Source organism: Neobacillus massiliamazoniensis, assembly GCF_001048695.1.
GTDB lineage: Bacteria > Bacillota > Bacilli > Bacillales > Cytobacillaceae > Neobacillus > Neobacillus massiliamazoniensis.
In genome coordinates this window covers 39,457-53,569 of record NZ_CVRB01000005.1, presented here as the reverse complement: position 1 = coordinate 53,569, position 14,113 = coordinate 39,457, and the positions used below count along the sequence as shown (strand labels likewise).

The 14,113-nt window shown below is 35.1% G+C and carries 16 protein-coding genes and 1 pseudogene; 14 read left to right on the top strand and 3 right to left on the bottom strand.

Going from position 1 to position 14,113, the window contains the following annotated elements; all coding sequences use genetic code 11:
• Window positions 1-65 precede the first annotated feature (65 nt).
• The 5 genes from BN1082_RS22515 (at window position 66) to BN1082_RS22495 (ending at window position 3,252) form a co-directional block, all read left to right on the top strand.
• Window positions 66-716, top strand: coding sequence for a DUF3885 domain-containing protein (locus tag BN1082_RS22515; protein ID WP_090638654.1), 651 nt, complete (start codon window positions 66-68; stop codon window positions 714-716).
• Window positions 717-821: 105 nt separating this feature from the next.
• On the top strand, window positions 822-1,214 hold the full coding sequence (locus BN1082_RS22510) for an Imm50 family immunity protein (protein WP_090638652.1): 393 nt from the start codon (window positions 822-824) through the stop codon (window positions 1,212-1,214).
• A gap of 137 nt (window positions 1,215-1,351) precedes the next feature.
• The gene (locus BN1082_RS22505; RefSeq protein ID WP_090638649.1) at window positions 1,352-1,783 is read left to right on the top strand and encodes a hypothetical protein; all 432 of its coding nucleotides are present in this window, start codon (window positions 1,352-1,354) and stop codon (window positions 1,781-1,783) included.
• A 166-nt stretch (window positions 1,784-1,949) separates the two neighbouring features.
• Window positions 1,950-2,324 (top strand): hypothetical protein, encoded by a 375-nt coding sequence (locus tag BN1082_RS22500; RefSeq protein WP_090638647.1) that lies wholly within the window; start codon window positions 1,950-1,952, stop codon window positions 2,322-2,324.
• A gap of 199 nt (window positions 2,325-2,523) precedes the next feature.
• Window positions 2,524-3,252, top strand: a complete 729-nt coding sequence (locus BN1082_RS22495; RefSeq protein WP_245640514.1) for a leucine-rich repeat domain-containing protein — start codon at window positions 2,524-2,526, stop codon at window positions 3,250-3,252.
• A gap of 232 nt (window positions 3,253-3,484) precedes the next feature.
• Here the strand turns inward: BN1082_RS22495 and BN1082_RS22490 are convergent, their stop codons facing one another.
• A complete protein-coding gene (locus BN1082_RS22490; protein WP_176699900.1) occupies window positions 3,485-4,078 on the bottom strand; it encodes a hypothetical protein in 594 nt (197 codons plus the stop codon).
• A 298-nt stretch (window positions 4,079-4,376) separates the two neighbouring features.
• Between BN1082_RS22490 and BN1082_RS22485 the strand changes: the two genes are divergently transcribed.
• The 8 genes and pseudogenes from BN1082_RS22485 (at window position 4,377) to BN1082_RS22450 (ending at window position 10,149) form a co-directional block, all read left to right on the top strand.
• Window positions 4,377-4,709 carry a cupin domain-containing protein gene (locus BN1082_RS22485; protein ID WP_090638642.1) on the top strand — a complete coding sequence of 111 codons (333 nt, stop codon included), beginning with the start codon at window positions 4,377-4,379 and terminating at the stop codon, window positions 4,707-4,709.
• Between the two features lie 457 nt (window positions 4,710-5,166).
• Window positions 5,167-5,286: pseudogene (locus BN1082_RS27105) on the top strand (IS1595 family transposase); the annotation flags it as partial.
• A 229-nt stretch (window positions 5,287-5,515) separates the two neighbouring features.
• Window positions 5,516-5,803, top strand: coding sequence for a bacteriocin immunity family protein (locus tag BN1082_RS22480; RefSeq protein WP_176699899.1), 288 nt, complete (start codon window positions 5,516-5,518; stop codon window positions 5,801-5,803).
• A 144-nt stretch (window positions 5,804-5,947) separates the two neighbouring features.
• Entirely contained in the window at window positions 5,948-6,178 is a 231-nt protein-coding gene (locus BN1082_RS22475) for a hypothetical protein (RefSeq protein WP_090638637.1), read from the top strand.
• A 1,329-nt stretch (window positions 6,179-7,507) separates the two neighbouring features.
• Window positions 7,508-7,852, top strand: a complete 345-nt coding sequence (locus BN1082_RS28320) for a group II intron maturase-specific domain-containing protein (RefSeq protein WP_245640513.1) — start codon at window positions 7,508-7,510, stop codon at window positions 7,850-7,852.
• A 222-nt stretch (window positions 7,853-8,074) separates the two neighbouring features.
• A complete protein-coding gene (locus tag BN1082_RS22465; RefSeq protein WP_090638635.1) occupies window positions 8,075-8,518 on the top strand; it encodes a hypothetical protein in 444 nt (147 codons plus the stop codon).
• 530 nt (window positions 8,519-9,048) lie between these two features.
• Entirely contained in the window at window positions 9,049-9,432 is a 384-nt protein-coding gene (locus tag BN1082_RS22455; protein WP_090638630.1) for an SRPBCC domain-containing protein, read from the top strand.
• A 330-nt stretch (window positions 9,433-9,762) separates the two neighbouring features.
• Complete coding sequence (locus BN1082_RS22450; RefSeq protein WP_090638627.1) at window positions 9,763-10,149, top strand: ACT domain-containing protein; 387 nt, start codon at window positions 9,763-9,765, stop codon at window positions 10,147-10,149.
• A gap of 605 nt (window positions 10,150-10,754) precedes the next feature.
• On the opposite strand, the gene BN1082_RS22445 is transcribed toward BN1082_RS22450, so the two are convergent.
• Both BN1082_RS22445 and BN1082_RS22440 read right to left on the bottom strand, forming a co-directional pair.
• Window positions 10,755-11,570, bottom strand: coding sequence for a transposase (locus tag BN1082_RS22445; RefSeq protein ID WP_090638624.1), 816 nt, complete (start codon window positions 11,568-11,570; stop codon window positions 10,755-10,757).
• Between the two features lie 223 nt (window positions 11,571-11,793).
• Window positions 11,794-12,129: a hypothetical protein gene (locus BN1082_RS22440; protein ID WP_141650903.1), complete on the bottom strand. Its 336-nt coding sequence runs from the start codon at window positions 12,127-12,129 to the stop codon at window positions 11,794-11,796.
• Window positions 12,130-12,419: 290 nt separating this feature from the next.
• Between BN1082_RS22440 and BN1082_RS22435 the strand changes: the two genes are divergently transcribed.
• Window positions 12,420-13,694 (top strand): IS110 family RNA-guided transposase, encoded by a 1,275-nt coding sequence (locus BN1082_RS22435; RefSeq protein WP_090638618.1) that lies wholly within the window; start codon window positions 12,420-12,422, stop codon window positions 13,692-13,694.
• Window positions 13,695-14,113 lie beyond the last annotated feature (419 nt).

Sequence of the window (14,113 nt, the reverse complement as noted above, 5' to 3'; positions counted from 1 at the left end):
AATGTCATTAGTAACACATTGATATTTATTTACGGTTTTTGTTAATAAACCTGATGGGAGGAATAATGATTAGAAATCTATATTCATTTCTAAATGAGAATTTTGAGGGGCTAATTTTAGTACCCCCTTTATTTTATTGTTGGAATAATAGCGTTAGGTTCGAAATCTCAAATCCGAAAATACCATACTATAAAAATGAAAATTTGAAACAAACTTTTCAACGTTCCATTTCTTTGTTTAAAAAGGTATTTGATGATAGAGATGAGATTCAGCTGGTTACCGATGTGCTCACTACAAGTAACAATCACTTTCTCCAGACCAAACCTTTAAATGTTTATAAGAAGTATATAAAAGATAAAGATCTATTATACAAATTACAGCATCAGCTTTTAGTCTTCGAAGATGAACCAGATGAGATGGTTATTCATCGATTTATACTTCAGTGCAAAAAAAACACTATTAGGTATGTCCCACTATTAAAAGCTATTTGTTATGAGGACTTTGCTCATTCATCTACTATTTTGAAAAATAATCAAGAAAGTGGATATGAAATTTATTTTATTAATCTAACTAAAAAAATAATTTACCACTTATATGACGATCGTGGATGCGATATTATAGCAGCCGATAAAGAGGGGATTCGTTATCTTTATGAAGAATTTAATGATTGGATATTAGATTATGATCGCAAAAGAATTGATCTTTTGTTTAAGTAGAACATAATCTGCTTCTTCAGCTAACAGAAGCAGATTAGTTGAATAAGGAAAGGCTTTATTCGGGGGTAAAACGATCCAAATTTACGTTGTAAGGTGGGAAATTATTTGTGGTATTCTGCTCTTGAAAGAACTCATTTTCTTAAAAACTTATATAATGACGTACCAGAACTAAAAAATGTGCGGATTGGAGAATTCTCTGTCCAAGATGAGGGACAAATAGTTTCAATCTCTTTTGATATGCCGTATTATGCAGATAATCCACCTGAAAAGTGGGTAAAACAAGGCTATAATACCATAAATGTTAGATTGGATTTTACAGCTATCCGAGAGCTAAGTTTAAAATCAGGCTCTCAAGATTTCAGAGGAAACATTGAAATTAATAAAGATGAGTCAGACCTATTACAAATCGAAATAACTGGAACCATTAATGCTTTCATTAAAGCGGAATCTGGCTTTTTACAATCTGTTGAAGGTTATATTAATGGAAACCTTTTTTAACTAAAGGGTAGAGTTGCTTGAAGATCCAGCTGCCATAATTGGTGGCTTTTTTGTTATTCAACTAAAGTTTCAGGTTACTTGAAGAAGGAAACATCTCCAGTCTAATTGTATAATCATAAAAAAGGGGTGATTGGGCATTGAGAAGCATTCCGAAAAAAGAGGAAATATTACTCGATGAAGAAATTGATGAACAAGAGTTTGTTAGCATAATCAATAGCATTTACAAGCAAGATTGTTATATCTATGCGATTATTCCTGAAAATGAACAAGACCTATTAAATGAACTTTCAAATGACTTTATTGAAGTTAATAAATTCCAGTTACCAAGTACTTTTCCAAGGGAAATGGGCTATATGGGTTATGTAAAAGACAGTCAAAAACGATATATTTATGAATTTTATTTACGGTCTACAATGGATTATCTGATTTTTTCCGAGACTGATGTATCAGAACAATTAAGTAAATTATCCAAGAAGAATTTGGACATTTACAAAATGTTTCAATTAAATAAGGTTCCTCATATAACCGTTGGTCCCGATGGTCAATGGCTAAATATAGTTAAGTATTGAGTAGTTTCTTCTTCAAAGGGTGGAAGAGTAAAAAAGGAGTTGTGGCAGCAACTCTTTTTCTTATTGGATAAACTCGACGGTAAGTTAAGGGGTGAAGGAAATATCTAATATTATCTAGAATATTTTTATTAATGTAATGAAATTATTAAGGTGTTGATTATTTTGGATGAAAAAGCGGATTTACAAACCACTTGAAGAGTTTTCTAATGACCAAATAAGAGATATTCTCAATAGGAATGTAATTGATGAACTTATTACCCTTCCTCTTTCTGTTGGAGAGTATCATATAAACTGGAAGTATGTACAGGACATATGTGCCAGGTTATCTGAACACGAGAATCCACTAATAAGAGCAAACGCTGTGTTAGGATTTGCATATATCGCAAGAACAAAAGGTATGTTAGAAAAGCACATTGTTAAACCAATCGTATTAAAAGAACTTCGAGAAAATCAGAAATTCAACTGGAGAATAATTGATGCAATAAATGACATAAACCTTTTTATGAATTGGAAAATTGGAGCTAAATCAATTATTGGATAGAAATTGTGTTTATTTTGCAAACAGGGCAATAATTCAAGATCATAGTGAGTTGCGGCAGCAACTCATATTCTTATTGTGCTAACTGGCAGTTTAGTGTAAGAAGGAAACGAAATGAGTGATGTTGAAATTAATACCGAGATATACCTGTTTTTGAATTATCGAAACCGTCTTAAATATTTTTTCTTAACGGGGGATTGAAATGCTACTATTTCCTACAGGAAAGCAACCAAAATTTGTTAAGGATTTGAAAGACATAAAAGAAGCTCCAACAGAAATTGCATTACAAGGCAAGACTCAAAATCTTCAGCATTTGAGTAACTTACCACATATTGAAACAGTGTGGATATACACTGTTAATCAAAAAGAATTTGATTTAATTATTAACTCCATTAACCCTAAAACATTATATATTTATGAAATGAGAGTGGAAGACTTATCGGCTTTAGAACGGCTTGAAAACGTAGAAAAGTTGTATCTTTGTTGGAATCCCAAAGCAACAAAATTATGGGATATGTCTAAAAATCCTAATTTGAAATACCTTTCTATTGAAGATTTTAAGCGATTAAACCAAATAGACCCGATTGAATCTTGCAGTTATTTAGAAGAATTAAATTTGTCAGGAGGTATTTGGAATACCTTAATTATTAATACACTTAGTCCAATTAAAAATCTTCAAAGCCTTAAAATATTGGGGTTATCAAATATTAAACTGAAAGATGAGTCCTTAGAGCCTATATCTTACTTAAAGAATTTATTAGAGCTTGAACTATCGAATCAATTTCCAACCGAAGAGTTTGCGAGGCTGTCAGTTGTACTCCCTCAAACTAAATGCGAATACTTTCAACCATTCGTTAAACTGAATGACCCGATAGATGGCAAAGATATTATGGTTATTGGGAAGCGAAAGCCATTCTTAATTCATCTATAGATATTGAAAAGCTACAGAAGTATGAACAACAATTTAAAGTGTTTCAAAAGAAATACGAAATAAGTTCAAATCAACCTTATTAAACAAACGGGGGCTTTAATTGAACAGCATGGTTGCTATAGCAGCCTTTTTTCATAATTCGCAATACGGTCGGGATAATTGAATAGTGTGCCAATCGGCACACTATTCTTTTAATTCGTTCTTTATTCAAACACATTAAAGAAAAACGATTTTAACTCCACCAGTCTTCTGGTGTTTTTTCTCTCATCATCGCTTCTACCACTTCAAGCTCATCTTGAAGAAAGGTTGTGAAATCGTTCCATTCTCCAATGATTTCACCGTTATTTCTTGCACATATGATGTTCGTTTTGTTTCGAATGAAATAGCCAACATTCTCTTCGTATGTATAAGTTCTCCCCCCAAAATGAAAACACTCGTTTTTATCCACATTATATCCGTGAATCCAGGACAAGTTTGCTTCTTGCAAGCTGAGACATTCTAGAACCTTACGGTTCATCAATGGTGTTTTTCTTTGCATTGAGGGTGGCAATCCATAGAGACAGAAACCGTGAATGAAACAACCGTTAAATGTCAAGAGGAAGTTCTGATATTCCTTCGGAATCCACTTTCCAAGCCAACTTTTTTTCGCAGGTTGATATAAAGTCACGGCGAAACTATATGGACCTTCCCAAGGTTGATGACCCATTTTAAATGATTCATCTAAATCGATCAAAGACGCATATTTTAGATACCTTCTAGCTTGTTCAACAATTGGGGAATAATCGTCATTGACGTTATCAAATGCTTGACTAATCTTTTCCTTCACAGGATTCAAAACAATCTCTCACTTTCCACCTTTTATTATAAACCTCTTTAAATAATTAAATTAATTAAAGTTATTATACTAAAAATTAAATAAGTTTTGTTGCAGAAAAAAGGCACTTGTGAAGAAATTTACTTAAACTAAACGAACGGGGGCTTTAGCTTTACAACGGGGGACTGTTTCGGCAGTCATTTTAATTATTGTTATTTAACTAACGTGGCAGGATAGTTGAAGAAGGACTATTTCAAATTATTGTCGAATTTAGTCTAATTAAGAATAAAATTTCTAAAGGGGAAACAGTATGAAAAAAAGACAATTAGAAGTTTTTAATCTACATAAATTAATCCAAGACCAAACGGATTATACTAATTTTATCGTAAGCGAAGTTAATGACCACGCTCTTAGAATAGCCGTTATAAATGGGGAATTTCACTGGCATAAACACGAGGATTGCGATGAATTATTTTATGTATTAGAAGGTGAACTATTTATAGACTTAGAAAACAATGAAACAGTATCTCTTAAACCAGGTGAAATATTTACAATTCCAGCTAATACAATGCATCGAACTCGTTCAAATGAACGCACAGTTAATTTATGTTTTGAAAGAACCAGTAATGATATAAACGGGTAGATAATTAGACAATAATCTACGTATTATTTCCTTAACAAGGCTGTTTCAACAGCATTGTTTTATTCAACTCCCATGAAAATAAAAAATGAAAAAGGGCATGAAAAAACAGACCCAGAAAAACCAGTTTTTAAAAAAAGGCTGAGCCTCATGAAGGAACGATATAAGGTTGGCTGGTAAAACGAATAGTAATACCTTTCTACTTAAAATAAAATCAGGTAAAGCTGGCGCAACAACCAGAAAAAGGATTAATCTCCCATGAGTGCTACCCCTAAAGGGCGCGACAGTCGGTGGTACACCGTGGTCGTTGGAGTCAGACTAACGGGTGGGCTCAAAGGCACCATAGTTCAAAGACCTTCTTCGCCAGCATTAAAACAATATAGACTGCCTGACCCATTTTCATTCTCTGTGGTGAAGCGCTGATTTTTGCGCTTCATGGATGGCTAACGGGTGTTTTAATTGGTTCCGTTGGCTCGAATTAGGTAAAAATTTAGCATTTGAAAAAAGAGTTGAACAAATGCTTATTTCTGCTTGTGAAAAATCAAATCATTCAACGGTTGAGATGTTTAAAAGTGCATAAATGTAAAGTAAGAAAATTTATAATAGCCTAATTCAAAAAGAGAAGTAAATATAGTTCATACACAGTCAATGTTGTAGCTAATGTGGTGGTATCAGCACCGTTTGGAGGACCAAACTTTAGTTTTCAGATTAAATAAGTGCAATTACTTTATTCTTAATCATAACAAATATTGTATGTTGGACTATCATCGAGTTGTTTTGGATTTTAGATGCAAGAAGGAGGAAGGCAAATGTCAGCAAAAAACAAGCTGAAAATAGATGAGCAAAAGGTTTTGAATGACATATATGATTTGGTTTTAGACCCGAACACATTGGAACAGGAAAGAAATGTTTTGTTGTCCTGTAAAAATTCTATTGAAAAAGGAGGCAATCTATTTTTTTGTATTAGACAATTACAAAAAGATTTGCGTCCATTCGCAATAAAACTAGAACTCTCTACAAAAGTTTCGAAATATTATGTGGAAATTTCAAATTATAAAACTTTTGATAGGCGATTTAGTATAGGATTTTTTTGGTAGATATTGCTAATCCTCTAAATGAAATTTTGAATTAGTTAATCGAAACTAAATATTTTTGAGCTGTATGTGCATCTTGCAAATCAAGACCACTTGAAAACAACAAACTTTACGAAAACAGCCTTAATAAAAGATGGGGACTAATTTATGAAAATTGAAGTGAAGGATGACGACAAGTTAATAATTAGTGACTTTGAATTTTATGGTCACATTGACCAAAACCAAAGCTGTTCTGATTGCAAATGTAATTTAATATACTATGAAGATTTTGATGCTTATTTTTGTCCTCAATGTAATAACTGGACTGAATCCAAATGCAGTGATCCTGATTTTACATACTGTCCTAATCGCCCTGAAAAACCCTTACCACACAAATAATGTTCTTTCACTACCGGGTGCGTGTGCGGCCGAGCATAGGTCGTATCATATAGCGGGTGGAATTCCCGTCGAGTAAGAACTAGCCATTCGCTCGTAGCGAGTCTTGGAGGGCTAAAGGTAACTTTAGTCTTTAAGCGTAGACAGTTAGGTGGAGCAGCCGTCAAGGCTGAGAATCTTATGGAGTGAAAGTCTCCTGTCATCAATTGACCGATTCGGATGACTAGCATATCCAATGCGTGGGGAGGTAACGAACTGCGTTCTGCTTGGAAGTAAAAGTCACGGCGGCCTATTCTACACAGAGGGAATAAGGTCGGAACAGTCTGTGTGGCGAGCAAACACGGAGGCCAGAAGGATTTAACGAATACTGCAATCCCGAAATCTACGCCCCTCAAAGAAACTGTTGGAGGGATAATTTGCCTTGCGTCGACCTTTATCTAACGAGGGAAGACCGATGTCTTACGGGAAGAAACGGTCAATAGCACCGTAAGAGCAGCCGGGGTACGGGTTCTGGCATCTGTGGAAAGATTCTTAGAGATAACGACGGGAAGGTCCTACTTCAAATTGAGAAGGTACTAATCAATAAAGACTTGTCATATATGAGGCACAATAGAAGATGGCAAGATGATTTAGGACTGGCGCATGAGGTCGTAGTAGCTAAGAGGGGAGGGTAATGCCTTTCTAAGTGTAAGGAAATTACACTTTTATCTAGGTAACACCTATGATAAAGCGAAGGACCTCTGGGCACTTGGAATGTTAGAAAAGATAAAGACTCAGAGCTAATATCAATATTCTAACTAGCTTACAGGTAAACCGTTAACTGATGGGGGAATATGTGTACCGACATTTAAACCTACGGTTAATTGGGAAGGCGTTGTAGGTGATTAATCCAAGGTCAGAACCGGACTCGGGAAATTCGACCGTCCGGGATCGTAGGGGGGCTACTGGAAACGTGGGTTTTAAACAACTGCGCGCGCCTGTTTTCTACCCGACGGCGGGCCGAAAGCCAATGTATATCTCCATTACGTACTCGACCTATGGTTTGAGAAAAGGGTTAGGAAACAGTGCAAAGGACAGGCATACATAGTGAGGTATGCGGATGATTTTGTTTGTTGTTTTCAATATAAAAGTGAAGCTGAGCAATTCTTCCATTCATTAAAGTTATGATTAAAGGAATTTATCCTGGAAATAGCTGAGGATAAGACCAAAATCATTCCCTTCGGGAGGTTTGCGGAGAGAAATACAAATCTACAGGGGAGAAATAAACCAGCAACCTTTGGTTTCCTTGGTTTTACGCACTATTGTGGGAAGAGCAAACAAGGAAACTTCCGTGTGAAAAGGAAATCAAGCAGGAAGAAAGTCCAAGGCAAACTAAAAGAAACGAAAGAATGGCTGAAGAGTAATCGAAATAAAGATATTCATATTATTATGGATCGATTTAAACGATCACTGATAGGTTATTACAACTATTATTGCGTCACTGATAATACCCAAAATGTAAACAACTTCAAAGACAAAATAGAAAGGTTACTGTTTAAATGGCTTAACCGAAGAAGTCAAAGGAAATCCTTTACATGGGATAAATTCAGACTCTTTCTTAATAAATATCCACTACCTTCACCAAGAATAAAAGTGAATATATATGATTTAAGAAAAGAAATTAGCTACATTCTGTAAATGATAATTAGGAGGAGCCGTGTGCATTAATAGTGCAAGCACGGTTCTGTGAGGGAGGTGGAGTTCAATTTACCGCAAGGTAAAAAGGCTCCCTTCTACTCGACTGTTTGAAGATCCAGCTGCCATAATTGGTGGCTTTTTTGTTATTCAACTAAAGTGGCAGTTTAGTTCAATAAGCACAGATGATATATTTAATATAAAAACGTTAAAAGTGAGGAAATTATGGAAATAGGTCAAACAAGATTATATAACGAAGCGTTTGCTGAGAAAGGCTTGGATAATGTAATCCTTTGGGATGTACAAAACATAATGGATGGACAACTAATAAGAGTAAAATTCATTAGTAAAGGTACACCTCATAGACAAGGTTTATGGTTGCGAACAGACAAAGGAATTGTAATCCCAGAATTAAGTGAAGAAATATTTCCAAGTGTTACGCTTTGGGAAGATACCGCACCAAAAGAAGTTATTTGTAAATGCTTTAGTAGAGACGGTAATTTAAGCGTTTATAATATTTGGGATAAAGGGAAAGGAATGCAGTCACAAGGTTATACATCGGGAATGTTAATTGATGAAAAAGAAGATGGTGTTTTAATTTATAAATGCAATGATTATGGTTTTGAAACTGACTTTACTGATTTAGAATTTTCTATCGAGAAATTATAACGTACTTATTCAACTATCGGGTGCTTGAGTTCAACAACAAAGGTAGTGTGATTTTTTTGGTGGCGTTAAGGATTATCATTAATTCATTAATTTTAGCAGTAGTGCTTTATTCAACTACTGTTATCTTACCCAATACATTCCACTTTAGTGTAATTGCATCAAAGTGGTTGTTTTTTACGATTGCTGCTGTAATCTTTATATTCTCTAAAGAAAAATGGTGGAGTAAGCTTATTTCTTTAATTCTTACCGTGGTAATTGATATTTTATTTATTATTTTATTTAACTCATAATAAGCTTGTTTTCGCTATTTTCTTATTCAACTATAGGGTGCTAGAGTTTAAGATAGGACTACTGCCGGCGATCTTTTTTTCTTATGCAACTAACGAAGCAGGTATGTGCAACAGAATCCAGATCCTAATTGTGGAACGCCAGTGGTATGCGAAAAAATACTTAGCTTTCGTTATATCTCATTAGTAATCAGGGTATGTTAAGACCGTCAAACTTCGATATTTTTTAAGGAGGATTCAAGAATGTCAGTTATTCATCACGAAATCAAGTTAAATGCTAGTCCAGAACGTGTTTACGAGACTTTAACGAATGCCGAGGAATTTAGCAAGATGAGCGGAGCACCTGCTGAGATAAATAACGAAGTAGGCGGTTTTTTCTCGTGTTTCGGCGGAGGGGTTACAGGACGTAATATCGAGCTAGTACCAGACAAAATAATCGTTCAAGCTTGGCGTGGCGCGAATTGGGAGGAACATGATTATTCGATTGTCAAATACGAACTCAAGGAACAAGGATCTGGGACAATACTTGTTTTTAACCATACAGGCTATCCCGAAGAAATGAAAGATATGATTGATACTGGGTGGTATAAATTTTATTGGGACCCAATGGAGAAATATTTTGTTTGAATTATTCAACATGGGGCATAGTCGTCCCTTCTTCAGTTAACGGATATTTGAGTTGAACAGTGGGGTTGCTGCGGCAACCCCATTTCTTATTCAACAAACTGGCAGGTTAGTTTAACAAGGAATGAGCAAAAAGGGTTCAAATGAATTATTTATTTATTTGGCTATTGTTTTTACAATTTTTTATAAACATATTTGGAAGAGAATCAAATGAACATATAACACTTGGTTGGTTTGGATTTCATCCAATTGGTTGGAGACAAAGATGCAATGTAATTCCAAAATAATATAAGCACTGTTAAAACATATACAAAGAAATGGAGTGATGACAAAATGAATTTAAAAATTTTAAATTCAACTTTTTCTATTGTTAAAATTCCCCCAACTGAAACAATGCCATTGTGGGCAACTAAATGTGATGTATTTTCTATTACCCGAACAAACGAGGAGCTTTCAATTGTATGTCCTTCTGAATGTTTACCGTTTAACCAAGAATTTATGGAAGTTGAAAATGATTGGAAATGTATTAAAGTAGAAGGTATTTTAGACTTCGGATTAACAGGTATATTAGCTTCTTTAGCTAATCCATTAGCAGAAAATAAAATTAGCATTTTTGCTATCTCTACTTTTAATACTGATTACTTGCTTGTTAAAAGTCATTATATAGAAAAAGCAAGGTTGGTTTTAGAGAGTGAAGGGCATACATTTACCAATATTTAAAAAAGACTATTTCACTAACTAGGGGCATTACTTCCATAATGGGGTAATGCCATTTTTTATTCAGCCGATTTGTTAGTTTGTGAAGGATTATACTTAAATTAATGGGTAGCAATACTTGAAGACCCAGCTGCTATTTCTTGGAGGCTTTCTCTTATTGAACTGATATGAACGAAACTGTCAACCCACCACACCCAAATGTTTTTAAATGGTGTTTTATTCAGTATGAATAGAGTTATCCCTTGTTCAACTTATTGACCAAATATCCTTTCGGATTTAGCTTGTCAAGGGCGTACTTTCCCTTGATAAGCTAAATCCGAAATGGATACAATGCAGAAAGTTGAACAGGATAACCTTAAAAACTTGGCACGAAGGCAAAAACGCTGACGGTGGTATACAAACTGATATGCGTGGGTTGGGTACCACATTTCACTCCATCCGTCACGGAGCTGCCTCGGACTAACGGCGCACATTCGGTTCATAGACCTAGTGCATAGTTCAACATGAGGGTTCTCCTTCACGGGGATTTGCCTTCGTACCAAATCTTCAATCTTAAAACTAATCATAAATATAGAATATAGAAATTACGAATTACATCTTCAATCTAGTTAAGAAACTTTTAATTCACTTATTTGTTTATCCTCAATAGCGCAACCGATAGCCCAAATAAAGCCAAGTAATTCTCTTGCGACAGCTACAACAGCTATTTTTCCACCTTTTCCTTTAGCAGAGATACGGTGATATTTCATATGAAGACGGTGTTGAGCATTCCAAGCAATACGTTTTGCCTCTTTATTTTGACCTTCTTGGCGTTTAAGCAATTCACCTTTAAGAGATGGTCGATGCCGATAAGACCAACAAACTTCTACTATCGAACGACGGATTTGAGAGTTTCCCGTTTTCGTAATTGAACCTTGCCAACGACTTGATCCACTAGAGTATTCTTTAGGAACAAGTCCAGCATATGACATCAATTGTCTTGGGTTAGAAAAACGAGAAAACTGTCCAATTTCAGCTACCAAGGTAACGGCAGTTACTTCTGCAACCCCTCTTAATGTTTGTAGTGCTTGAATAACAGGGGCGTGTTCACTTTGAAGTGCTTCTTCATGGATTTGAACTTCAATTCTTTTATCTGTTTTGACACGGTCTCCAGAACGTTTAGGAATAAGAGAGGGTGCTACAACCATACATTCAATGTCCATTGATAGAAGTAACCGGTAAATTCCATAACCTGTAGATCCTGCTTCATAACACACAAGTAGGTTTTCAGGATTTCCTAATTTTTTCATTAACTTGCGAATTTCTTCTGGTTTATTTTGAATAGTTCCATGAAATCTAGGTTCACTTCGACCAGGATCAGCAATTGAAACAGCAATTGCATTTTTAGATACGTCTAAACCAACATATTTTTGTACATCCTTCATAATATACGGCTCCTTTTCGTGTGTAGCTCTACACTTGGTTTTATTTTTGGGTAGTAACATTATGACCAAGTGCAACCTACGTTAAGCGATGGGAGCCGTTTCGTTCATTATGACTAATGGAGGAGGATGATGAAGAAGCCTTAATAATTAAACTGAAGAATTAAGTAAAAACTTTATGGGGAAGTATACAAATTGGGCAGAGAAAAGTTAATAGGTAAGCACCTTACAAGTGCTTACCTATTAAAACCTCATCCAGAGAAATGATTCTATGCTTTAACTCTTTATTCGAATCTAAAACACCAATAACAATTTGATTTTCTTCTGTTATTGTCGCATATCTGAAATGTTCATCCCCATTAATGAGTAAGGTTGTTACCTGTTTTGCCTCCATCCTCGGAAAGACACTTTCTATGTACTCAAGTGGTAGAAAATCATCTAATCCTTCTGGTGGTCTACCAACCCATTTAAATAGGAAATCTTTGAGTGTAAATTGCTCAATCATAGATAATTTTTTCTTGAATTTTAGTTCATCCACGGTTACTGTTTTCAGCTTAATCACTCCTCAAATAGTAAGTAAAGTTTATACTTTCACATTCTTAACAACAACTGTATTACGGTGACAGAAAAATTACATTTTGATTTCGGGTTAAGGTTAAATTTATTAAATGTAATTTAGGTACTATTTAAATAGAAATCATTTTTTTAAATTGCTTCTTTCCTTGTTCAACTTACGTGGCAGTTTAGCATTCCTGTAGATCGTTATTTTTCGACTTTGAAAAAAATAGGGCTCCTCAGTAAGATATGAGTATAGACACCACTCTAACTCACACCTATAGGAGGAACCCTACTATGAAGTTTAAAATGCAAAACAAACAAAATCAACTAATAGAAAGAATTTCCGTTAAACATCTTATTGTCGGTGTGGATATTGCTCAACAATTACATGTAGCTCGAGCTGTTAATTTCCGTGGAATAGTGATTGGAGATCCACTTATATTTAAAAATAATGAAGAGGGATTTGCTAGTTTACTAAAATGGATGAAAAATCTACAAAGATTAAACAACCTAGATGAAGCTATAGTTGGGATGGAACCAACTGGACATTACTGGATCAATCTTTCAAAATGGCTATCTAAACAAAATATAGAAGTCGTAACAGTAAACCCTCATTTAGTAAAAAGGAATAAAGAAAACCGTGATAATACTCAATCAAAAAGCGATAAAAAGGACGCACTAGTTATCGCTGATATGGTGAAGAACGGTTACTACTCTGAAGTTAGGTACGCATCAGAATCATTCGAAAAACTAAGAGTTCTTATGTCAAACCGTGATGTAGTAGTTAAACGCCTCGTTAGTTCTATTAATCAATTAAATCGTTGGGTTGATATTGTTTTTCCAGAATTGAGACAGGTATTTAAAGATATTAAAGGTAAAGGGGCAATCGCAACTCTACGTTTATTCCCATCCCCGGTGGAATTAGAAAAACTTCAACCTCACGACGTTATTGTAGGTTGGAAATCAATTATGAAGAGGCAGCCTGGACTAAAAAAGGCTATATTACTCCTCCAAGTAGCTAGGAAATCCGTTGGTACAAGACAAGCCCTTGATGCGTATAAATTTCACCTTGAGCAACTATTAGAAGAATATGATTTAGCTGTAACACAACTCGAAAAAGTTGAAAAACAACTGGTCGAAGTATTAAATATGATTCCATTCGCCAAGAAGTTACTTACCATAAAAGGAATTAGTGAAATTTCTTTAGCTGGCATATTAGGCGAGGCTGGAGATCTAAGTAACTTTTCTCATGGTAATTCTCTACTTCGACATGCAGGATTACACTTAGCCGAAGCAAGTTCAGGTAAGTGGAAAGGACAAATTGTCATTTCAAAGCGTGGAAGGTCGAGACTACGGCGTTTTCTCTTCTTAGCAACTATGAGTCTAGTAGCGAACAACCCAGAATTTAAAGCATTACACACTCATAATGTTAAAGTTAAGAAAATGAAGAAAATGAAATCAATAATGAAGTTAGTGGGCAAGTTAGCTAGAATTTTTGTGGGTATTTCTCGACGTAATGAATCTTATTGTCCTGATAAACTCCAACCATTATTGCCTATTGCGGCTTAATAACTTAAAAATATAAAATTATCGTCCTCTTTTTGGATGAAAACTTAAGAAATAACAAACTGTTTTGACCGAATGTTGGCTTATTCGTAGGATTTCAAAAATGTACGGAGTACCAGATTTCTTACACATAAGGGCACTGACCCATTAGTTTAGCATAACTGGCCTCCACCCCTTGGAATAGGCATGACGAAGGAATGATAGGGCGAATGACCCGTTGAGACATGGGAGGGAAAGCCTCCAGGGGCGGCGTGGAGAATGTACATCATATGGTAAAATGTGGAGTGATGGTATACTCCATTATTTCACTATGCCTTCACGTAGCCATAATGATCTGAAATCATTTCATTTATCCGTTAAACCTAATTAAAGGGGTATGAAATCCTGCGAATAAGCGAGTATTCGGGAGAAAATCGTATTAA